Below are 20,848 nucleotides of genomic sequence, written 5' to 3'. Positions count from 1 at the left end.
AGCATGACGGCGCAACGGGGCGAGTCGGCGAAGGGTTGCCGAAAGCCGACCTGCTTGTGCCCCCAGGCCTCGTACAGCGCCCGGATCGAGGCCGCCGGCCAACCTGTTGCCGTACCGTTCGACTCCCGCCCGGCCTACATTCCCGTCACCACCTACGCGCCCGGAGCAACGGCACGACGCGGTGGCCGAGGTGCGTCTGCGCACGTCCAGGAAGTACGAGTGGATCGTGGAAGGCGACATCAAAGCCTGCTTCGACGAGCGGCTTTGCCGTGTCCCGGCGGCTGGCCTGCCGTTGTGAGAAGCCCGCTCAGGGCGCCTGCCGCGCCGAAGACCAGGACGCCCGGCTCAGCCGCGGTCGTGGAGGGTCACCTGGTAGCCGTCGGGGTCCGCGAACGTGAAAGTGCGGCCGAACGGCCCGTCGACGGGCGCCGAGACGATCGTCGTGCCGGCGGCTGCGAGGGCGTCGTGGATGTCCTGCGCGTCGGGGGCGTGCAGCCACAGCGCCATTCCCTGGCCTGGCTGCGCGATCGTGTCCAGGTTGACGCCCGCGACGACCTCGCGGACGGCGAACGCGATCGGCTTGGTGTCGAACACGACAGCGTGCGGCGGTCCTGCGTCAGAGCGCTTCAGCCCCAGGTACTGCTCGTAGAAAACGGCAGAGCGCTCCAGGTCGCGCACCTGCAGCGAAATGAAGTCGGGTCCGGTAACGGCCACGATCCTTACCTCCTCAAGGTATGTCAGTCTTCTGACACCAAAAATGTATGTCAGACTACTGACATGAGTCAAGGCGAGCCCGGAATCGAGCTGGACACATCACTGGGGTACATGCTGAAGGCGGCCGCGAGCGCCCTGCACTCCGCCCTGGAAGCCGTGCTGAGGCCGTTGGGCATGACGATCACCCACTACTCCTGCCTGGAGCTGCTTGCCCAACGACCGGGTCTGTCCAACTCCGAGCTTGCCCGTGGCACCTTCGTCACCCGGCAGTCGATGAATGTGCTCCTGCAGGCCCTCGAACGCCAGGGACTCGTCGTCCGCCCGGCACAGGCACCCGTCGGCAGGGCCCTGCCCACCGAGCTGACCGCCCGCGGGCGCCGCCAGCTCGACGTGGCCAGCGCCGCGGTTCGCCGCGTCGAGCAAGACATGCTGGCCAATCTGAATGCCGGCGAACAAGACCAGATGCGGCGCCTGCTCACTACGTGCATCGCCTCACTGACCGAACCGCCCGCATCGGCGACGTAACTGCTCCGGACTTTACTGACCTGGGCCTTTACCGCTCCCTGCTGTTCAAAGGGTGGGCGCGGACGGTTTCGAACCGCCGGCATCCGCTGTGCCAGAGCAGCGCTCTGCGGCGCCCGGCTCAGCCCAGGACGTCCGAGAGCCGGGCAAAGCGGCGCCCGTCGGCCAGCAGGGCCGGGAGGGCGGCGGCGAAGCCGGGGGCGGTGCCGCCGGCCGGGTGGTTCAGGTGGGCGATGACGATGGCGCCGGGTGGGGTGGCCGCGACCTCCTGGCGGACCTGGGCCCCGGTGAAGGTGGCGCCGCCGTCGGCGTTGACGGTGAAACCGGCGATGCGTTGGCCGACGTCGGCGGCGATGCGGGTGGCGACCTCGTCGTAGTGGGCGGTGCCGGAGCGGAAGAAGCGGGGCGGGTGGCCGAGCAGGGCGGTGAGCTTCTCCCTGTTCCCGGCGACCTCGTCGTACGCCTCGGCGGCGTCGCCGGTGCCGGCGATGCCGTAGGCGGAGCGGCCGGTGACGGAGAGGGGGCGGTGGAGGGTGCCGTGGTTGGCGATCTCGAACAGCGGGTCGCCGGCGAGGCTCTCGAACTCGGCGGGGTTGGCGTCGATCCAGCGGGCGTTGAGGAAGAGGGTGGCGGGGATGTCGTGGGTGCGGAGGAGGTCGATGAGGTCGGCGTCGTAGCCCGAGCCGCCGGGGCCGCCGCAGGCGTCGAAGGTGAGTGCGGTGGCCTGCTCGCCGTCGGGCAGTGCGGTGATCACACCGGGCACTTCCAGGCCCCAGTCGGCCGGTTCGAGGACCCCGTACCGGTCCACCGCCACGGCCCGGGTGAAGGCGGGTGGGATGGCAGGTGGAACAGTGGGTGGGACGGCGGGAGGAGTGACGGGCGGTGCGGGGGTGGCGGAGGGCTCGGGCGTCGCCGGTGCCGTCTGGGACGGCGCCGCGGCCGTCACCCGTTCGGCGGGCTTGACTGCTGCCTGACACCCCGCCAGTGCACTGCCGGCCGCTGCGATCAGCAGTGTCCGCCGACTCAGCGACATACCCGCCTCCACATATTTCAGACATTCCGATCATCTGCTTCTATGAACCGATCGATCGTCACCCGCCGCAACCCCACCAGTCCGTTCCGGCAGCCAGCCATGCCGGCACCCAGCGCAGGGAGCACCCGATGCCGGACACCCCCGCCACCCCCGTCCCCCTCCTCACCGGCCTCGCCCTCGGCGAGTCCCCCCGCTGGCACGACGGCCGGCTCTGGGTCTGCGACTGGGGCGCGCAGGAGCTGCTCACCGTCGGCGGGGACGGCGCCGCCACGGTGGTCGCCCGCATCCCCTCGTTCCCCTTCTGCATCGACTGGCTGCCCACACCCGACGGCCGCCTGCTCGTCGTGGCCGGCAGCGACCGCCGGCTGCTGCGCCGCGAGGCGGACGGCGCGCTCACCCCGTACGCGGACCTGCGGGCGGTCTGCGACCGGCCGTGGAACGAGGTGGCCGTGGACGGGCGCGGCAACGCGTACGTCAACTGCATCGGGTTCGACCTGATGGGCGGCGAGGCCCCGGGGCCGGGGCTGCTCGCGCTGGTCACCCCGGACGGGGCCGTCCGGCAGGTGGCCGGGGACCTCGCCTTTCCCAATGGAATCGCCATCACCCCGGACGGCTCGACGCTGATCGTCGCCGAGTCGTACGCGGGCCGGCTCACCGCGTTCACCATCGAGCCGGACGGCGGCCTGACCGACCGGCGGGTCTGGGCAGCGGTCGAGGGTTCGGCGCCGGACGGGATCAGCCTGGACGCGGAGGGCGCGCTCTGGTTCGCGGACGTGCCGAACCGCTGCTGCGTCCGGGTGCGGGAGGGCGGCGAGGTGGTGCAGCGGGTCACGCTCGACCGGGGGTGCTTCTCGTGCGCGCTGGGCGGCCCGGACGGGCGGACGCTCTACCTGACCGCCGCCGAGTGGCCACCGCCGGAGGACGCCCGGACCGGCCAGGTACTGGCCGTGCCGGTGGACGTCCCGGGCGTCCTTCACTGAGCCGCCGTACGCCGGTGGGGCCCGGCTCATCACCGGTTCACCAGCGCGGGTAGGGAGGCGGGCGAGCCGGCCGGGTGTCCACCCGCCGCCGCTGCCCGAGACCGGAGGCCCCGATGACCGACAATGACGAACCCACCACCGAACGCCATCAGTTGGACCGTCGCGACCTGCTCCGAACCGGCCTGGCCGGCGGCGCCGTCACCGCGCTCAGCCTCACGGCCACCGCCGCCTCCGCCGGGGCGGCGCACGCGGCGGGGACGGCGCCCGACCGGACGATCACCCTCACCGGCCATCTCCCCACCGGCGCACCCGACTTCGTCCACCTTCCCTTCGAAGTCCCGTCCGGTGTCCGGGAGATCGCCGTCTCCTACGGCTACGACAAGCCTCCCGTCCCCGCCGGCACCCCCGGCAACTCCTGCGACATCGGCCTCTTCGACGAACGCGGCACCGACCTCGGCGGGCGCGGCTTCCGTGGTTGGTCGGGCGGGTTCCGTACCGAGTTCACGGTCGCCCGCGACCAGGCGACGCCCGGCTACCTCCCGGGCCCGATCCGCCCGGGGACGTGGCACGTCGCGCTCGGCCCCTACCAGGTGGCGCCGCAGGGGCTCGACTACCACGTCACGATCACGCTCCGGTTCGGCGCGCCAGGGCCGGAGTTCACCCCGTCCTACCCGCCCGAGCGGGCCCGGGGGCGCGGGCGGGCCTGGTACCGGGGCGACTGCCACCTGCACACCGTGCACTCCGACGGGCGCCGGCTGCCGGCCGAGGTGGCGGCGGGCGCGCGGGCGGCCGGGCTGGACTTCATCGTGTCGACGGACCACAACACCAGCTCGTCGCACGGCGTCTGGGGCCCGCTCGCCGGACCGGACCTGCTGATCGTGCCCGGCGAGGAGGTCACCACCCGCAACGGCCACTGGCTGGCGCTGGGCCTGCGCCCGGGCCAGTTCGTCGACTGGCGGTACCGCTCGCGCGACGAGGCGTTCCCGCGCTTCGCCCGGCAGGTCCGCCGCCAGGGCGGCCTGGTGGTGCCCGCGCACCCGTACTGCCCGTACGTCGCCTGCCAGTGGAAGTTCGGCTACCAGGACGCCGACGCGGTGGAGGTCTGGAACGGTCCCTGGACCTACGACGACGAGTCGGCGGTCGACACCTGGGACGCGGGCCTCGCCGTCGCCCTGCGGGAAGGACGCTCCTGGCTGCCGGCCATCGGCAACAGCGACGCGCACAGCGCCCCGCAGGTCATCGGCTCCCCGCACACCGTCGTCCGGGCCGAGGACCTCACCCGCGACGCCGTCCTCGACGGCCTGCGCGCCGGGCGCAGCTGGCTCGCCGAATCGGCCACCGTTCAGCTGGAGTTCACCGCCACCGGGCACGGCCGCCAGGCCGGCATCGGCGAACAGCTCTCCGTCCCCGCCGACGCCCCGGTGGACGTACGGCTCGCCGTCTCCGGCGTCCCGGGCGGCACGGTCCGCTTCCTCACCGACGAGGGCCAGCTCCACCAGGAGTCGCTGCCCGCCGACGGCACGGGCACCGTGGTCTGGCGGACGACCGCCTCGCTCGCCGCGTTCGTCCGGGCCGAGGTCCGCCACCCGAAGGCCGACGGCACCCCGGGACGGGGCAACGCGATGGGCCCCGACCTGCCGTGGGGCCCGATGGCGGCGCTGACCAACCCGATCGTGCTGCGGCCGGATGCCCCGCCGCAGGAGCGGTCCGCAGAGCCGTCCTCGGAGCAGTCCGCCGAGCAGCCCGCAGAGCCGTCCGCGGACGGTAGGGGGGAGGACTCGGGGTACCGCCGTGGACTAGGTTGATCTCCGACAGCAGTCAGTCGTAGGGGCGAGGCACCCGGCTGTCCGTACCCGGGTCCGACCCGCCCCGGCACCCCGTCCGCCCCCGGCCCGCGAAGGGATCAGCAGCCGTGAACCGTACGACCGTAGGTGGGCCGGAGATCGGGGGCGGCCGGGGCGCCGGCGGGGTGGTCGTGCTCGCCGACCCGGCCGGGGTCGGGAGCGGCACGATTGCGCCCCTGCTGGCGGACGCCCTCCACCCGAGCGTGCACCTGCGGGCGGACGACTTCCAGCGGGCGGTCCGGCAGGGCTACGTCCCGGCGCACCTGCCGGAGGCACGGCGGCAGAACACGACGGCGCTGGCCGCCACGGCGCAGGCCGCCTTCGCGTTCGCCACCGGCGGGTACCAGGTGGTGGTGGAGGCGGCGGTCGAGGCGACGACGCTGGACGCCTTCCGCCGCGAGAGCCGCACCACCGGGGCGGCCCTGCACTACGTGGTGCTGCGGCCGGCGGGTGCGCCGGCCGAACCGGGCCTGCCGGACCGGCACGCGGTGGACGCCGAGCCCGTCGCGCCGGAGGTGGCGGCCGGGGCCGTGCTGGCGGGCCTGGCGCAGGGGGCGTTCCTGCTCGGGTGGTGAGGCTCGGGCGGTGACGCCGCGGCGCGCAAGGGCTCCGGAGGTGACGCCGCGGCGCGCGAGGGCTCCGGCGGCCGCCCTCCCACAAGGACGGCCGCCGGAGCGTCCCGATCCCGCCTCCCGCCAGGGCGCGGAAGTCGGAGGGGACCGGGCGGGCCGGAGGCCCAGGCGGGTGGTCCGCCCCGGAGGGTGGCCCGCCCCGGGGAGGGTGGTCCGCGCTCCCGGGCGGCTGAACCGGCGCCCGCACGGGGGATCGGGCGCCGGTGGCAGTGCCGCCACCCCGTACTACGGACGGGGGTGCCCCCACGGTTCACCGGTTCCGCGAACCCGTCGCCCGGGCCGCCCTCCGGCCGGTCGCCCGCACCGCCCTGAGGCCGGGCCTTACGCCGACTCGATGCCCAGGCCCGTCGCGCGGAAGAACCCCTGGGCGCCATGGGTGTTGCCGATGCCGACGCGCCGGGCGGTCAGACCCTGCTGGGGGTCGGTGATGCCGCGGGCGGCGAGTTCGGCGGTGATCAGGGTGGCGACCTCGGCGGCGGTGCTCGCCGTCGGCGCCTTGAACTCGGCCTTCCACCGGGTGCCGGAGGGCTGCCAGCCGTCCGCCGCCATCGCCTGCGCGACGGCCTCCGGGTCTCCGGGGCGCGAGCCGACCCGGAGCAGGATTCCCTTGCCCTTGTTCGTGTCGTAGGCGAAGGAGAGCCCGCCGCTGATCCGGCGGTCGGCGAGGGAGAAGGTGACCTTCTCGCCCGGGCGCTGGACGGGCAGCTGCTCGATCCAGGCGGCCAGCAGCAGCTCCAGACCCTCGCGCAGGTGCGGCAGGGTGCCGGCGAGGCGCCCGCCGGGGAGGTAGGTCGCGAGGTCGCCGGGGCCGTGCAGGTGGAGCTGCCAGCTGTAGGGCAGCAGGGGGAAGTCGCTCCGCCCGTCGGGGCCGCCGCTCGGACCGCCGTATTCGAAGGTGGCGTGTTCCTCCTCCTCGACCTCCTCCGCCGGGGCGGCCTCCAGCCAGACGCTCCGCCGGTCGGCACGCAGGCGCAGCACCCGGGCGGCGGACTCGCCCGCCTCGCGCCAGCGCGCGTCCGGGCCGGCGGGGCCGCCGCCGTAGAGGGTCGGCTCGCCGAGGACGCCGCAGGTGGCGCGGTAGATGTCACCGAAGACGTCCCGCCGGTGTTCCAGCGTGGGCGCCTCCTCGAAGCGGTGCAGGGTCAGCCGGTCGAAGCGGCCGGGCGCTCGGCCGAGGCCGAGGAGGACGGGCGTGCAGGCCGGGTCGGCGGTGCGGAGCTCGGCGTGGGTCTCCGTGACGTCGAGGGTCCAGCCGGGGACGCCGGTGGCGAGCCGGGCCACGGCCTCACCGTCGTGGACTCCCAGGGGCGCGTCGTGCAGCAGCGGGGCGAACGCGGCTATCACGGCCGGGAGTTCGGGGCTGACGTGCTCGGCCGAGGCGGCCACGGGGTGGACGGCCAGCCAGGCGCGGCGGTCGTTGGCCTGGAGCAGCATGGTGCGGTCTGCGGACTGCCAGCGCAGGCCGAAGCCGTCGGCCGCGGTGGGGACGGCCGTCGGTGTGCCGACGGCCGCCAGCGCGGCGGAGAGCCGCTTCAGCTCCGCGCGGCGCTCCTCGGCGGACCAGGGGAGCCGGAATCCGAGCAGCGACAGCCGGGCGAGCCGGTAGCGGGGCTGCTTGGGTACGACCGTTTCGAAGTGCAGCTCGGGGCCGGCGGGCTGGAACATCTCGCGGGGCTGCAGGCCGAGGACCACGCCGTCCTGGAACTCCCGCCGGATCTTCCAGTCCGCGTGCTCCGCCACCAGCCGCTCGACGTCGGGCCGGCCCCAGCCGCCCCAGTCGAGGTCGTGCAGCGTCCGCACGAGCTCGACGGTGGCGGGCAGGTCGGTGCTCCAGGAGACGGAGGAGGTCGGGTCGCTCATGAAGTGGATCATTCCAGCCCCCACCGACAACCGGTGGCGCGGCCCCGGGCCACGTCTCCCCCGTCCACGGCGGAGTACCGGCCCCGGGTTCAACACCGGCCGGGCGCCCGGTCGGTGAACTGACCTGCGCCGACGTCCCGTAGAGCCGGGTAAGGAGAGTACGCCGCAGACCGCGCCCGAAGGAGACATCGTGAGGACCGCCGCCCCCGCCCCCGCACCGCCCCTCGACGCTTTCGGCACCCGGATCCTGCCGCCACCGCCATCGGCACCGCCATCGCTGTCACTGCCACTGGCGCTGCATCAGGCTCCCCACCCGACCCCTCTCGCCGCACCGGCCTCCGTACCGGCCCCCGCACAAGCCCCCGCCCCCGCACAAGCCCCCGCCCCCGCCCCGCGGCGCAGTGTGCTGGACCGCCTGCGCACCGGCGAACGCCGGGGCCGGGAGCAGCTGAGGCTCATCAGGTCACCGCTGCACGGGAGTTGGCGGGTAGCCGTGGTGGGCGCCAAGGGTGGCGTCGGCAAGACCTCCCTGGTGCTCGCCCTGGGCGCGATGCTGGCCGCCGAGCGCGGCGAGCCCGTCGTGGCGGTCGACGCGGGCTCGCACGCCGGATCGCTGGGCCGCCGGGTCCGGCAACGGACGACAGCGGGGATCACCGGCCTCGCGGCAGCCCGCCACCTCGTCGACCTCGACCGGTACGTCTCACCGACACCGAGCGGTCTCGCGGTGCTCGCCGGACCGGACCGCCCGGGGACACTCTCCGACGCCGACTACCGCGCCGCCCTGGAGCTGCTCGCGCAGCGGTACCCGATCACGCTCACCGACTCCGGCACCGGCCTGCTGGACGACCCGATGCGCGGAGTCCTCGTCCTGGCCGACCAGTTGATCCTCGCCACCACCCCGAGCGCGGACGGCGCCGGCAGCGCGGCCGCAACCCTCGACTGGCTGCACGCGCACGGCCACGGGGAGCTGGCCGAGCGCTCGATCACCGTGATCTCGGCGGTACGCGGGACCGCCCGCCTGATCGACCCTGCCGACCTGCGGGCGTACTTCGGCGCACGCTGCCGGGGCGTGGTGGAGCTGCCGTTCGACGACCACCTGGCGGCGGGCGCCGAGTTCGACCCCCGCCGGCTCGGCCACCGCACCCGCGCGGCCGTACGCGAGCTGGCCGCCCTGGTCGGCGCCGACCTCTGGCGCGCGGGCCGGCCCACCGGCTGGTGAACCGCCCTGCGCTGCCCGGCCGTTGGCCATTCCGGGCACGGCCCGCCCGGGCAGCGGCCTCGCGCTACGCCCCCACCTCACCGTCGATCGACTCGCGCAGGAAGTCGGCGTGCCCGTTGTGGCGGGCGTACTCGTGGATGAGGTGCAGCATCACCAGGCGCAGCGAGACATCCGCCTCCCACTTCGGCATGTAGCCCGTCACGTCCAGCGACTCCGCCTCCCGCTCGATCCGGCGGGCGTGCTCGACCTCCTCCTGCCAGGCCGCGAACGCCTCCGCCCGGTCGGCGCCCCGCGCGTCGTACGCGGCCTGGTAGTCGCGCTCCGGGGACCAGACGAACGGGACGTCCTCCTTGTCGATGACCCGGCGGAACCACGTCCGCTCGACCTCGGCCATGTGCCGGACCAGCCCGAGCAGGGACAGCGTGGACGGCGGGCTCGACTGCAGCCGCAGCTGGTCGTCGGTCAGCCCGTCGCACTTCATCGCGAGCGTCGCCCGGTGGTAGTCCAGGAAGGCGCGCAGCATCTCGCGCTCGCCCCCGGTCAGCGGTGGCGCGATCCGTTCGGTGGCCATTCGGTCTCCTGTCCTCCCCGGTGGCGCCGCCCCTGCGGCACACGCCTCCCGTCCCTTGCCTCCAGTAGCTCTAGTACCTGCCGGGCCCCGGTGTCCACCCGATTCCGGGGAGCCGAGGTTCCCGGTCCGTGGACGGAGCGCCGGAGGCGCGCGGGCGGAGTCGGCGGCCCGGTCACCGCCGCCCTCGCCAGGCCGCCGCCGAGGGCCACCGGGAACCTGCGGGGCGCCCGGCCGTCGACCCGCACATCACTGGGATGCTCATCGTCCGGTCACATCAACACCCGCCTGGCCTGCCCGGTTGTCCGCACAAGTCCACCCTGGAGTGGTGTTCGGCCACGATCCCGTCTGGGTACGTACCGCGGCGCACGCCCGAGGCCCCGGGCGGCGACCCGCGAGGAGACCGAGCAACCCATGAACCACGACCGCATTCCCGCCACCGTACGACAGACCTACGGCCCCGGCGATCTCGCCCTGGCGGCCAGCTTCGCCGGCGGCTTCATCAACTTCGGCGACTGGCACGGGATCGACACCACGTCACCGACCCCCGAGGACCGGGTGCGCAGCCAGGAGCAGCTGTACCGGCGGGTACTGCGCGCCTTTCCGGCACCGGCCGAGCAGCTGCGGCTGGCCGAGGTTGGCTGCGGGCGCGGGCTGGGTGCGGCGCTGGCGATGCGGGAGTTCCGGTTCGCCGCGGTGACCGGCGTGGACATCCATCCGGACCAGGTCGAACGCGCCCGGACCGTCAACGCCAAGGCGCTGGCGACGTTCCCGGACCGGCTGGCCTACACGCTCGGCGCCGCCGACGAACTGCCGTTCGCGGACGGCTCGCTGGACGGCTTGTACTCCGTCGAGGCGGCCCAGCACTTCCGCGAGCTGACCGGCTTCGCTCACGAGGCGGCCCGGGTGCTGCGGCCCGGCGGGCGGCTGGTGGTGACGACGTTCTTCAGTTCCGGCCCGGAGGTCGCCGAGCGGCTGAGCATCATGCTCGCCAGCTTCGCCGACGGCCTGGACGTGGCTCACCCGCTCAAGGCCTTCACCGCCGATCTCGCCGCCGCCGGCTTCGGGAACGTCACCACCGAGTCGATCGGCGCGAGCGTCTGGCCCGGCCTCGACCGCTACCTGAAGGACACCGTCCCGCCCGGCCACTGGACGCGCAACTTCCTCACCGCCTGGCAGAGCGGCCTGCTCGACTACCACCTGGTGACCGCCGACCGGGTGTGACCACGGCGGGCTCGCTCCGTCCACGGGGAACTACCGGGCGCCTGCCGACTCTCACGGGCCCGGCCCCGTGGAGGTCTGGCCCTCTGGAGGTCTGGCGCCGGCGCCTCGAACCGGGCCGGAAGCGCCCCGGCCGCCCGGGCCGTGCGGCTCCGCCCCGGCCGAGCGCGCGCGTCCCGCCGGGCTCAGCCGAGGGCGGCTTCGATGCGGGCTGCCAGGTTCAGCACGGCATCGGAGCAGAGCGACCATCCGCGGACGGCGGGGCGGTGGAGGGTGCGCAGGATCAGGACCGACCCGGCGGCCCGGGGCAGTGGCTCGACCGCCAGCAGCCGTTCGATCGACCAGGTGTGCGAGGTGTCCGGCCCGGCCTCCAGGGGGGTGAGCGCATTGGCGTCCGCGACCAGCTCGCGGTCCGCGTTCAGACGGCGGGCGGCCTCGGCGTCGCCCTCGAAGGCGGACGGGCCGAGGCGCCGGGGCGCGCTCAGGGCGGTCCGGGAGGACGGTGACCGGCTCAGCGGCACGGCGTAGAGGAGCTGGCCCAGCCCCAGGCTGCGGCGGAGCGCGGCCCGCCCGGTCATCAGCGAGGCGCGCAGCTCGAACGGCCTCGGTGCCTGGGCGTCCACGTAGGCGTAGCAGAGTGTCGGTGCGGGCATTCCGCTGAACCGCTCGCGCGGCGGCAGCAGGCTACCGGCCGGGACACCGGTGCTGTCGGGTGGGAGCGTTGCGGCCACCGGCGGCCGGTCGAGGCCGAGTTCACGGCCGAGCGCCCGGGTGAGGTCGGCGGTCACGCGGTCCGGGTCGGCGTCCCGGCCGGTCCAGAGTGCTGCGGGCATGGGGGTCTCCTCGCTTTCGGTCGGGCGTGTCAGCCGAGCCCGACGATCTCCTGGCGGACTCGCGCCGCCTCGTCCGGCCGGCCGGCGGCGGCGAGCAGTTCACCGAGCCGCGTCAGGGCTGCCTGCCGTTCGGCCTGGAACCGCCCCTGCCGCACCTCGGTGAGCCGGCGCCAGAGATCGGCGGCGGCCCGGGCCGGGTCGAGCGCATCGGCGGGGCCGGCCTGCGCGGCCAGCACCTCGCGCCTCCGGTCGGCCTCCTGGGCCTGCCGCAGCAGCGCCTGCGAAACGTCCTCGACCGGGGCCGGTGCGGCAGCCTCCGCCCTGGCGACCCGCCTCCGGCGGACCAGGACGCTGAGCCCCCCGACCAGTGCGATCAGCCCACCGCTGAGGGCACCCGAAACCAGCTTGTGCATCAGATCGTCCATGGAATCCTCGCTTCTTCGCAGCTTCACAGCTCTGCGCGTTCGTATGTGGTGGGTCCGTGCTTCGTGTGCTTCGTGCTTCGTGCTTCGCGGTGCGGTGAGGCGGCCGTGGGCCCCCGACCGCCGCTCCGCGCGATGACGCGGAGCGGCGGTCGGGCGCAGGCCCTCCGTCCGTGGGTCAGCCCGCCGCGGCGAACGCGGCCCCGAGCCGGGGGATGTAGTCCGCGAGCGCGGGCGCCCAGCAGCCGTAGTTGTGGCCGCCGTTGCAACCGGGGTCCAGGGACGCCCCGTTGCCGTAGTCGACCAGGGTGCTGGGGAGTCCCAGCTGGTCGAGGCGGGTCTTGACGTTGTTGGAGGCGATCTCGGTGAAGTGGTCGATGGCACCTTGGTTGCCGGTGTAGAGCGTGATCCCCGCGCCGGTGAGCTTGGCCAGGTTGGCCTTGGCGGCGGGATCGACCTCGTTCCAGACGTGGTCCGCGTTGAAGACGGGGTACGGCGAGCCGAAGATCGCGTCGCTGTCGACGTAGGGGCCGTAGCCGGTGCACTGTCCGGTGCCGGAGGGGGTGGAGGTGCTCAGCGCGCACCACACGCCGGTGAGGTTGAGTTCGGTGGCCAGGACGACCCCGCGGATCTCCGCCATGCCGAAGTCGATGCCGCCGGAGAGTGCGGCGACCTGCCCGAACAGGTCCGGGCGGGCCTCCGCGTAGTGCAGCGCGCCGTAGCCGCCCATCGACAGGCCGACGATGCCCCGGTGGCCCCGGTCGGCGATGGTGCGCAGGTTGGCGTCGATGAAGGGGACGACCTGGTTGAGGTGGAAGGTCTCCCAGTTCGCCGCGCCGAGGACGGTGTTCTGCATGAGCCAGTTCGCGTACCAGCCCTTCAAGCCGCCGTCCGGGACGACCGTGATCATCGAGTCCGAGTGCAGGGCCGGCGCCGCCGCGGCATCGTCCACGTTGCCGCCACCGCCGTGCAGGAAGTACGCCACCGGCCAGCGCTTCCCGGGCTCGGCGGCGTAGCCGCTGGGCAGGAAGATCCGGATCCTGTGCCGGCCGGACAGCTGTCCGGTGGTCACGGTGATCGTGAAGTCGGTGTCGGAGTGGACTTCGGTGGCGCCGGCGACCTGGGTCAGGCCGTAGCCGTCGGCGAAGACCGGCACGGCAGGCGCGTCGGCCTGCGCGTCGGCGTGCGCGGCCGGCCCGGTGAAGGCGATCACCGTTGCCGCCAGCGCCGTCGCGGCGGCGGCTGCGGTGGCGCGCATCGCGGCGCGCACGCGCGCACCGGACAGCAGGGAGGTCATGAGGGTTCTCTCTCCGTGAGGGTGAGTCGGAGGGTGAATCGCAAAAGCAGTCGCAGGGTCGGGCAGTGGTCAGCCGGCCAGGTGGAAGCCGGCGCCGACGCCGCCGTTGGCGTTCAGCTCGTCGATGATGCTCAGGATCGGCGAACTGTGCTGGATGCCCCAGGCGTTGCCGACCAGCGTCGTGCCGGAGACGACCGGGGAGCCGGAGTCGCCGCCGTCGGTCCAGATCAGGTGGGTGAACCAGATGCCGTTGGTGCCGATCCTCATGCCGCAGGTCAGACCGGTCCGGTGGCCCTCCTTGCACATGCGCGTCCCCACCGCCGGCGGGGCGCCGATCGACTTGATGGTCACGCCGCCGACGGTGTCGGTGGCCGCCACCCGGCTCTCGTCCAGCTTGATCACCGCGTAGTCGAGCCCCTTGGGGCCGTTGTTGAGCAGGTTGTTGGGCGTGCTGACGTACGTCACCTCGCCGATCGCCCCCGTCGCCAGGTCGGGCCGGCTGGCGGTGAGCGGCGCCGGGGAGAACGCCGTCCCGGCGGGCGAGGTGTCCCGGTACACCGGCGAGCCGACGAGCTTGTTTCCCTGCTCGTCGATGAAACAGTGGGCGTTGGTCAGGGCCACCAGGTTGCCGGCGGTGTCACGGCCGACGGCGGTGAGGGTGCAGACGTAGTAGCTCTGCGGGTTCTCCGGGCTCGGCGCCATGCGGAAGATGATGCCGGTGCCGCCGCCGATGGGCGTGCGCGTGTCCGCGGCGGCGCCCACGGAGGCGGTGGTGCCGGTGGAGGCGGTGGTGCGGGCGGGAGTTGCCGCGCCGGCGGACGGCGCGGTGGCGAGAGCCATTCCCGCCAGGACGACGGCGAGGCCGAGGGCACGTATTTCGCGAAGCATACGATCACTCTCCTGTGTGGGGCCGAAAGCGGGCGGGGTGCCGGTCGCACCTCCACCCGGAAGTCCGGCCTGCTCGGACGAATTCGGTCGACGGAATCCGGCGTCAACGACGGCACGAAGCAGCGAGAATCAGCAGCAGAACCGCGATTCCCAGGACCGGCAGACATCCCGGGCCTCCGCCCGGGTCACTGCGACTGACCTCCACACTGCCCCCCGGAGGAATTCCGGGGTGCTGTTTGGCGTAGTGCAGGATCTGCTGCTCCTCGCTCTCCGCCCGGGGGAGCCACGCCGTCTTGTACCCGCACTCACCGCACCAGTGGCGGTAGGCCATATCGACTCCTCACTCCGGGTTGGGCCGGCGACCGGACACCACCGATGCTGGCGTTCGCGCAGGTCGCAGGACAGGCCATGGCACCGGCCACATATGACCGGTCGTCACGGTAGGCTCCTCGCAGGCCGTACTCGCGGGGAAAGAGGGCGCCGACGTGGCGGATCAGCTCGGCACACTGTTGCGCCGGCTGCGCAAGCAGTCAGGGCTGACACAGGAACAGGTGGCGGAGCGGTCGGGGGTGAGCGTCCGCACCATCCGCAGACTGGAGACCGGAAAGTCCGCCGATCACCGGCTGGGTACGGTCAATCTGCTGGCGGACGCTCTCGGCGTAGGGCCCGAGGATCGCCTGCTGCTGGCGGCCACACTCGCGAATGCATCGTCAGAGACGATTCCCGAACCGTTTTCCGGGTCTGGTCCTGAGTCCGCCCGGGACCTGGCTCCGGAATACCTTGCCGATTCCGAACCGGCTTCCGGTCACGCTCCCTTTCCGGCACCTTTCCCGCGGATTCCGGACGCGCTCGCCGGGGCGACCGCGGAATTGGCGAACGAAGTCAGGCGCCGCTGGCAGATCGAGGAGGAGCAGCGCCGCGTCCACGATCCGTTCCCGTTGCCGGTGCGCTGGCAACCTGCTCCTGCGGGGCTGACGGACCACGCGGAGAACATCCAGCGCCTTCCCCCCGGGTCCGCGTCCGACGGGGTGGACCTCAGCGGTGATCTGCGCGGGGTGGCCGAGGTCTACCGGCGGATCCCGTCCGGGCGGCTCGTGGTGCTCGGCCGGGGCGGGTCGGGGAAGTCCATCCTGACGATCAGGTTCGTCCTGGACCTCCTGGCCGCCCCGGCCGCCGCCGACCGGGTACCGGTGATCTTCAGCCTCGGGTCCTGGGACCCGACGACCACCGCTTTGCGCGACTGGCTGATCGACCTGCTGCTGCGCGACCACCCCCACCTGGTCCGGCGGGTCCCCAGCGGCTCGACGCTGGCCGCCGCGCTGGTCGACGCCGACCTGCTCCTGCCGGTGCTGGACGGCTTCGACGAGATCGCCGAAGGCCTGCGGCCCCACGCACTGGAGGCGCTCAACGCCACGTCGATGCCGCTCGTGCTGACCAGCCGCCGCGGGGAGTTCGCCGAGGCGGTGCACGCGGCGGGGACCCCGCTGGTCTGGGCGGCCGGCATCGAACTCGTCGACCTCACCCCCGGCGACCTCACGGACTACCTGCCGCGCACCTCCCGCCCCGTCAACGCCCGGGGAAGCGGCCGGGACGACACCCTCGGAGACCGGAACGGGTCCGGGAACGTCTGGGACGCCGTCCTGGAGGCGCTGCGCACCCAGGACACCCCCGCGAGCAGGAACCTCGCGGGCGTCCTGAGCACCCCGCTGATGGTCATCCTGGCGCGGACGCTCTACAGCGAGAACGCCGACACCGATCCGGCCGAACTGCTGGACAGCACCCGCTTTCCCACCCAGCACGCGCTCGAGGAGCACCTGCTGGCCGGCTTCGTGCCCACGGTCTACCGGCGCCTCGCCCCCGCACGGGCCGCCGGCGGCCCCCCGCGCCGGCGGTCCGACCACGACTCGGACCCCGGGTCCGAACGGGTCCGGCGCTGGCTCGGCTACCTCGCCCACCACCTGGCCCGGCTCCCCGACCTCGACCAGCAGGACCTCGCCTGGTGGAAGATCGGCGACTCGGTGCGGCCGTCGACCCGCCTCCTCGCCGTCATGCTGACCTGCGCGCTGTCCGTGACCCTCGCCGAATGGTCCGTCGGCCTGATCGCCCACCAGTTCGGCTCCGTCCTCGCCGCGGACCTCGACGGGATCGTCCTGGAAGGCTCCCTGATGGGACCGATCGCGGGCCTGGCCTTCGGATCGGTCTACTGGCTCATCGTGAGGTTCGGCAGCAGCGCCTTCGCACCGTCCCAGGTCCGGCTGCGACTGCCCGGCAACCACACCCGCATCGGCCGCGGACCGATGCGCACCTTCACCTCCCGGTTCGGGGCGGTGCTGCTGGGCGGCTTCGTGATGGGCGTCGGCTGTGCCGGCGCCATCACGCTGGAACGCGCGCTGAACAACAGGGTCTCGCTCGCCGACGGCGCGGTGATCGAGGGCACGCTCATCAACATGCTGGCCTTCGGACTGATCTTCGGTTCGGCGGCCGGACTGGTCTTCGGGCTGATGGCCGCGCTCGAAGCGCCCCTGGACATCGCCTCCGCCGCGACCCCGGTCGGCCTCCTGTCCGCCAACCGCGCGACGGTGGGCCGGCAGGTCCTCGTCCTCGTGCCGGCGCTCACCCTCGCGATCGCACTCGGCGGCCGCCTCGTCGTCGAGCTGCTGCAACCAGTCCTGGGGCCGATGAACTGGCAGCTGTCGGACGGCCTCTTCATCGGAGTGGTGGGCGGGCTCGGCGGCACCTTCTCCTACGCCCTCGGGTTCACCGCCTGGGGCCAGTGGGTGATCTTCTGCCGCGTCTGGCTGCCCATGACCGGCAACCTCCCCTGGGACACGGTCGCCTTCCTGGACGACGCCTACCGGCGGGGAGTGCTCCGCCAGACCGGCGCGGTCCACCAGTTCCGCCACAGCCGCCTCCAGCACCATCTCGGCGACGCCTACCGCCTGCATCACGCGCACTACGCCCCCGCCACCTTCACCGCGTCGACGCCCCTTCCGCCGTCCCGGGGCGGGGACGCGCCCGACGCCGGTGCGGCGCGGATGCGGGCGGGCGAGGCCGCGACGCGGACCGATTCCCCGTAGCCCTGCCGGCTGCCCGAAACCTCCTTCGCCGCCCGATCATTCGGACGAGTGATTCCGGCGCCGGACACGCCCGCCGCAAGCTCCGCGCCCCATCTCACGGTCCGGCGCCTGCCCTCGAACAGGCGCTCGCCGCCTGCGCACTGGGCTCCGGCAGCTTCCGCAGCCGTCCGCGACCGGCGGCCGGGCGTTCCCACCCACGCCACGGGGTGCTCGAAAACAACCCGTTCGACCCGGGCGCGCCCGGACCGAAACCACTTGAACACCGAATTCGAACAGCACCATCATCAGCCTCCTCCCGTCCGCCAGGCCCCAGCAACTCCGCCACCCCCATGCCCACTTAGGCCCGACGTCCGCACCCGTCGGCCGCCCACCCGCTGTTCGAACACCCGCCTGCCCGAGGGCACCGCCCCCTACACCGTCCACGCCCTCACCGAGATCGGCCGCGGCAGCACCCTGTCCGTCGCCGGCTACGCATGATGAGCCTGAATCCCCCAACCCTCGAATGCCCTTGGAGGTAGCACCGTGGAATCGTTGCGCCAGGCCGTGGCCGTGATCGTCCACGATGAGAAGGAGGACCGGATCGCCACCGTCCACTACGCGAACGACTCGTGGAGCCGGACGCCGGCCTGGACGATCCCCGGCGGCAAGGTCGAGGTCGGCGAGGTGCTCGACGAGGCCGCCGCCCGGGAGCTGTACGAGGAGACCGGCCTGGTCATCGCCCCGGGAGACCTTCGGCTCGTGCACACGATCCAGGTCCGCCAGGGGTGGGACGGCAAAGGTCCCTTCATGCTCTGCGTCTTCCTCGCAACCCACTGGGAAGGCGAGTTGACGAACACCGAACCGGACAAGCACCTCGCCGTGCTCTGGTCACCGGCCCGCAAGCTGCCACTGCCGATGTTCCCCACCTCCCACGCCGCCCTGACCTCCTACCTCTCCGGCGGCCGCGGCTTCTCGACCCACGGCTGGGCAGCCGGCGCCACCCCCCACTCGCTGGTCGGCGGCTGACCGCACCCGGCAGCCGCACGCCCGGGCTGCCCGGACCGTCGCCCTCGTCGCAGCCCTCACCAGCCTCCTCCCGACTCCGTCATCACCGAAGGGACCCCACGTGGACACCGACGGACCCACCGCCGCCGCCCTCGTCGCCGACGGCATCGGCCGGATCCTGCTCCTGCGCCGCTCCGACGGCTGGTGGGAACTGCCCTCCGCCGTACGGCTGCCCGGTGAGGCGCCCGCGGAAGCCGCCGTCCGCGCCCTGCGCGAGACCTGCGGCCGCTCCGGCGCCGCCGGCGACACCGTGGGCCGGCTCCACCGCGGCAGCGGCCTCGGGCCGCAGCACGTGGTCCGGGTGGTACCCGCCGGCCCTGACGACCTCGGCCGGCTCCTCCTCGGCCACCACGCCACCCACGGCTGGTTCTTCGCCGACAGCCTGCCCGGCGTCGGCCCGGCCGCCGTCGCCTTCCTGCGGGCCCACGCCCCGGCCCGCCCGTACCTTCCGCGCGCGCAGTGGCTCGCCACCACCGCGCGGTCGTGGACGTGCACCGCTGCCGTGGTCACGGCGCCAGACGGGCGGCTGCTGATGGTCAAGGGGGACGACGTCGACCAGTGGGGCTTCCCCGGCGGGGGCCTGGACAACCACGAGCAGTCCAGCACGGGCGCGGCTCGGGAACTACGCGAGGAGACCGGGCTCGACCTGCCGGCCGGGGTACTCCTCGCGGTGTTCTGGCAGCACCCGGCCCCCGGACTGGACCATCCGATCGTCCAGTTCGTCCACGACTTCGGCACGCTCGACCCCGACGGAGTCCAACTCTCCTGCGCGGACGGAGAGATCACCCAGTGGGCCTGGTTCGGCCCGGACGAGCTGGACGCGGCCGCCGGCCCATCCCGCGCCCAACGTGCCCGGCTGGCCCTGCACGCCCGCAGCACCGGTCGGACCGTCACCGGCACCTACTCCGGCGCCTTCGGCCAGGCCGGTGCGGCAACCGCCCCGACCGCCGTACCCGGAGGCGGACGCGCGTGAACCACCCCGTCGAGCCGGGCCCCCAGCCGGGCCGGGCGGCTCCGAACGGCGGTGGCGGGCGCCCGTGTTCCGAGGCTCGACGCGACCTGGGCGGTGCGCCAGACTCTTGCCCTGGCAGCACCCGGTTCCCACCGCACCTCCCGCCCCGCCCGGAAGCGCGACGCATCACGCACCACGCACCGAGCCCAGAACCGCACATCGGAGAGCCTCACGGTGACCACGAGTCAGCAGCTGGAGATCACCTTCTCGTCCGGCCGGTCAGGAACCGGACCGGCCACCTGGGGCCAGCAGGCCATCTGGGACGCCGTCGGCCGGCTGGCGGCCGCCGACGCGCCGCGCTACAACATCACGACGGCCGCCCCGCTGGACCCGGGCCTGCCGGTGCCGGTCGTCCTCGGCGCTCTCGCGGACCTGCTCCACCTGCACGACTCCCTCCACACCAGGCTCCACCCGGACGGCGAGGGCCGGCTGCGGCAGACCGTCGACCCGGACGGCCGGCTGCCCGTGCACACCCGCCACAGCGACGGCAGCGCCGCCGAACTCACCGCCGCCGGTGCGGCATTGCACGACGAGCTGGCCGCCCTGCCGTTCGACTCCGCCACCGAGTGGCCGATCCGGGTGGGCCTGGTCGAGGCGGGCGGTCTCGTCCGGCACCTGTCGCTCGTCCTGTCGCACACGGCGGTGGACGGCGCGGGCATGGGCCGGCTGGTGATGGACCTCACCGAGCTGTCGCTGGGCGAGTCCGCCGAGACGATCCGGGCCGGCCGGCCCGCCCAACAGCCCTTGGAAGAGGCCGAGTTCCAGCAGTCCGAGCGCGGTCGACGGCGCGACGCCAACGCCCGCGCGCATGTCCTGCGCAAACTGCGCTCGGGCCCGCCGCGCCTCTTCCCGCCGGCCAGGCACGACGATCCGCAGCCGTTCCCGAACGTCGTGCTCAGCTCTCCGGCGCTGCTCCGGGCGGTCGAACTCGTCGCGGCCGGCCACCGGGTGAGCACCTCCTCGGTGCTGCTCGCCGCGACGGCGGTGATGACGGCCCGGCTCGCGGGCTCGTCCGACGCCGTGCTCCAGATCGTCGTCAACAACCGCTTCCTGCCGGGCCTCGCGGGCGCGGTGAGCGTGGTGGCCGGTGACGGGATTCTCCATCTGCCGGAAGCGGACGGCGAGTTCGGCGCCGTCGTCCGCCGCACGCACGCCGCCTCGATCGCCACCTACCGGCACGCGTACTACAACAAGCGGCTGCTGGACGAGGAGATCGCCCGGCTGACCGCCGAGCACGGCCCGGCGGCCGACCGCTCGTGCATCTTCAACGACACCCGCGACCTGCTCCCACCGGCGATCACCGAGCCAGCGGCCACCGCCACCCCCGACAAACCCCTCGACACGAGCCGCACCACCCTCAGCCGGCCGAAGAAGTTCGAGCCGCGCCCCGGCCTCACCTACGCCCTCGACGCGCTCCAGACCCCGGACGCGCTCCAGCTGGCGATGACGGCCGACGGCTCAGTACTCCCCCGCCCCCGGATGGAACGATTCCTCTACGGCGTCGAGGAGCTGGTCGTCACCGAGGCCCGAACCCTGACCGCCACCCGCCCCTGACCGCCACCCACACGGGGGCGCACAGCGACGTGGGGGGGGGGGGGGGGGGGGGGGGGGGGGGGGGGGGGGGGGGACGGCGCCCGCCCTCCCCCCCCCCCCCCCCTCCGTGCCCCCCCGCTCCTTTCTCT

Annotated in this window: 18 protein-coding genes; 10 read left to right on the top strand and 8 right to left on the bottom strand. The window is 73.6% G+C overall.

Annotated features, from left to right (window positions below; translation table 11 throughout):
- Positions 1–345 precede the first annotated feature (345 nt).
- Complete coding sequence (locus ACZ6NC_RS31430; protein ID WP_465737244.1) at positions 346–714, bottom strand: VOC family protein; 369 nt, start codon at positions 712–714, stop codon at positions 346–348.
- Positions 715–777: 63 nt separating this feature from the next.
- On the opposite strand from ACZ6NC_RS31430, the gene ACZ6NC_RS31425 reads away from it, so the two are divergent.
- Positions 778–1,239, top strand: a complete 462-nt coding sequence (locus ACZ6NC_RS31425) for a MarR family winged helix-turn-helix transcriptional regulator (RefSeq protein WP_465737243.1) — start codon at positions 778–780, stop codon at positions 1,237–1,239.
- Positions 1,240–1,357: 118 nt separating this feature from the next.
- Here ACZ6NC_RS31425 and ACZ6NC_RS31420 read toward each other — a convergent pair whose 3' ends face one another.
- The gene (locus ACZ6NC_RS31420; RefSeq protein ID WP_465737242.1) at positions 1,358–2,269 is read right to left on the bottom strand and encodes a polysaccharide deacetylase family protein; all 912 of its coding nucleotides are present in this window, start codon (positions 2,267–2,269) and stop codon (positions 1,358–1,360) included.
- 128 nt (positions 2,270–2,397) lie between these two features.
- Between ACZ6NC_RS31420 and ACZ6NC_RS31415 the strand changes: the two genes are divergently transcribed.
- The 3 genes from ACZ6NC_RS31415 to ACZ6NC_RS31405 all read left to right on the top strand — a co-directional run bounded on the left by ACZ6NC_RS31415 (position 2,398) and on the right by ACZ6NC_RS31405 (position 5,668).
- Positions 2,398–3,249, top strand: coding sequence for an SMP-30/gluconolactonase/LRE family protein (locus ACZ6NC_RS31415; protein WP_465737241.1), 852 nt, complete (start codon positions 2,398–2,400; stop codon positions 3,247–3,249).
- Positions 3,250–3,362: 113 nt separating this feature from the next.
- Complete coding sequence (locus ACZ6NC_RS31410; protein ID WP_465737240.1) at positions 3,363–5,054, top strand: CehA/McbA family metallohydrolase; 1,692 nt, start codon at positions 3,363–3,365, stop codon at positions 5,052–5,054.
- A 107-nt stretch (positions 5,055–5,161) separates the two neighbouring features.
- On the top strand, positions 5,162–5,668 hold the full coding sequence (locus ACZ6NC_RS31405) for a hypothetical protein (RefSeq protein ID WP_465737239.1): 507 nt from the start codon (positions 5,162–5,164) through the stop codon (positions 5,666–5,668).
- A gap of 378 nt (positions 5,669–6,046) precedes the next feature.
- On the opposite strand, the gene ACZ6NC_RS31400 is transcribed toward ACZ6NC_RS31405, so the two are convergent.
- Complete coding sequence (locus tag ACZ6NC_RS31400; protein WP_465737238.1) at positions 6,047–7,585, bottom strand: hypothetical protein; 1,539 nt, start codon at positions 7,583–7,585, stop codon at positions 6,047–6,049.
- 190 nt (positions 7,586–7,775) lie between these two features.
- Here ACZ6NC_RS31400 and ACZ6NC_RS31395 point away from each other — a divergent pair, with 190 nt between their 5' ends.
- The gene (locus tag ACZ6NC_RS31395; RefSeq protein ID WP_465737237.1) at positions 7,776–8,804 is read left to right on the top strand and encodes a MinD/ParA family ATP-binding protein; all 1,029 of its coding nucleotides are present in this window, start codon (positions 7,776–7,778) and stop codon (positions 8,802–8,804) included.
- 64 nt (positions 8,805–8,868) lie between these two features.
- Here the strand turns inward: ACZ6NC_RS31395 and ACZ6NC_RS31390 are convergent, their stop codons facing one another.
- Complete coding sequence (locus tag ACZ6NC_RS31390; protein ID WP_465737236.1) at positions 8,869–9,375, bottom strand: DinB family protein; 507 nt, start codon at positions 9,373–9,375, stop codon at positions 8,869–8,871.
- 411 nt (positions 9,376–9,786) lie between these two features.
- On the opposite strand from ACZ6NC_RS31390, the gene ACZ6NC_RS31385 reads away from it, so the two are divergent.
- The gene (locus ACZ6NC_RS31385; RefSeq protein WP_465737235.1) at positions 9,787–10,596 is read left to right on the top strand and encodes a class I SAM-dependent methyltransferase; all 810 of its coding nucleotides are present in this window, start codon (positions 9,787–9,789) and stop codon (positions 10,594–10,596) included.
- A gap of 182 nt (positions 10,597–10,778) precedes the next feature.
- Here the strand turns inward: ACZ6NC_RS31385 and ACZ6NC_RS31380 are convergent, their stop codons facing one another.
- The 4 genes from ACZ6NC_RS31380 to ACZ6NC_RS31365 form a co-directional block, all read right to left on the bottom strand.
- Positions 10,779–11,426 (bottom strand): hypothetical protein, encoded by a 648-nt coding sequence (locus tag ACZ6NC_RS31380; RefSeq protein ID WP_465737234.1) that lies wholly within the window; start codon positions 11,424–11,426, stop codon positions 10,779–10,781.
- A 29-nt stretch (positions 11,427–11,455) separates the two neighbouring features.
- A complete protein-coding gene (locus tag ACZ6NC_RS31375; protein ID WP_465737233.1) occupies positions 11,456–11,851 on the bottom strand; it encodes a hypothetical protein in 396 nt (131 codons plus the stop codon).
- A gap of 175 nt (positions 11,852–12,026) precedes the next feature.
- The gene (locus ACZ6NC_RS31370) at positions 12,027–13,145 is read right to left on the bottom strand and encodes an alpha/beta hydrolase (protein ID WP_465737232.1); all 1,119 of its coding nucleotides are present in this window, start codon (positions 13,143–13,145) and stop codon (positions 12,027–12,029) included.
- A 69-nt stretch (positions 13,146–13,214) separates the two neighbouring features.
- Positions 13,215–14,033, bottom strand: a complete 819-nt coding sequence (locus tag ACZ6NC_RS31365) for a trypsin-like peptidase domain-containing protein (RefSeq protein WP_465737231.1) — start codon at positions 14,031–14,033, stop codon at positions 13,215–13,217.
- Between the two features lie 485 nt (positions 14,034–14,518).
- On the opposite strand from ACZ6NC_RS31365, the gene ACZ6NC_RS31360 reads away from it, so the two are divergent.
- The 4 genes from ACZ6NC_RS31360 to ACZ6NC_RS31345 all read left to right on the top strand — a co-directional run bounded on the left by ACZ6NC_RS31360 (position 14,519) and on the right by ACZ6NC_RS31345 (position 20,720).
- The gene (locus ACZ6NC_RS31360) at positions 14,519–17,110 is read left to right on the top strand and encodes a helix-turn-helix domain-containing protein (protein ID WP_465737230.1); all 2,592 of its coding nucleotides are present in this window, start codon (positions 14,519–14,521) and stop codon (positions 17,108–17,110) included.
- Positions 17,111–17,632: 522 nt separating this feature from the next.
- The gene (locus ACZ6NC_RS31355) at positions 17,633–18,115 is read left to right on the top strand and encodes an NUDIX domain-containing protein (protein ID WP_465737229.1); all 483 of its coding nucleotides are present in this window, start codon (positions 17,633–17,635) and stop codon (positions 18,113–18,115) included.
- Positions 18,116–18,215: 100 nt separating this feature from the next.
- Positions 18,216–19,127: an NUDIX hydrolase gene (locus tag ACZ6NC_RS31350; protein WP_465737228.1), complete on the top strand. Its 912-nt coding sequence runs from the start codon at positions 18,216–18,218 to the stop codon at positions 19,125–19,127.
- 213 nt (positions 19,128–19,340) lie between these two features.
- The gene (locus ACZ6NC_RS31345) at positions 19,341–20,720 is read left to right on the top strand and encodes a condensation domain-containing protein (RefSeq protein ID WP_465737227.1); all 1,380 of its coding nucleotides are present in this window, start codon (positions 19,341–19,343) and stop codon (positions 20,718–20,720) included.
- Positions 20,721–20,848: the final 128 nt, after the last annotated feature.

It is taken from the genome of Kitasatospora sp. NPDC041988 (genome assembly GCF_055588525.1).
The sequence above is the reverse complement of the archived record's forward strand: the minus strand, read 5'-3'. Positions and strand labels throughout refer to the sequence as shown.

Coding starts and splice junctions, on each gene's coding strand:
- ACZ6NC_RS31425 (WP_465737243.1), top strand. CDS start 778: ATGAGTCAAGGCGAGCCCGGAATCGAGCTGGACACATCACTGGGGTAC.
- ACZ6NC_RS31420 (WP_465737242.1), bottom strand. CDS start 2,269: ATGTCGCTGAGTCGGCGGACACTGCTGATCGCAGCGGCCGGCAGTGCA.
- ACZ6NC_RS31415 (WP_465737241.1), top strand. CDS start 2,398: ATGCCGGACACCCCCGCCACCCCCGTCCCCCTCCTCACCGGCCTCGCC.
- ACZ6NC_RS31410 (WP_465737240.1), top strand. CDS start 3,363: ATGACCGACAATGACGAACCCACCACCGAACGCCATCAGTTGGACCGT.
- ACZ6NC_RS31400 (WP_465737238.1), bottom strand. CDS start 7,585: ATGAGCGACCCGACCTCCTCCGTCTCCTGGAGCACCGACCTGCCCGCC.
- ACZ6NC_RS31390 (WP_465737236.1), bottom strand. CDS start 9,375: ATGGCCACCGAACGGATCGCGCCACCGCTGACCGGGGGCGAGCGCGAG.
- ACZ6NC_RS31385 (WP_465737235.1), top strand. CDS start 9,787: ATGAACCACGACCGCATTCCCGCCACCGTACGACAGACCTACGGCCCC.
- ACZ6NC_RS31380 (WP_465737234.1), bottom strand. CDS start 11,426: ATGCCCGCAGCACTCTGGACCGGCCGGGACGCCGACCCGGACCGCGTG.
- ACZ6NC_RS31375 (WP_465737233.1), bottom strand. CDS start 11,851: ATGGACGATCTGATGCACAAGCTGGTTTCGGGTGCCCTCAGCGGTGGG.
- ACZ6NC_RS31370 (WP_465737232.1), bottom strand. CDS start 13,145: ATGACCTCCCTGCTGTCCGGTGCGCGCGTGCGCGCCGCGATGCGCGCC.
- ACZ6NC_RS31365 (WP_465737231.1), bottom strand. CDS start 14,033: ATGCTTCGCGAAATACGTGCCCTCGGCCTCGCCGTCGTCCTGGCGGGA.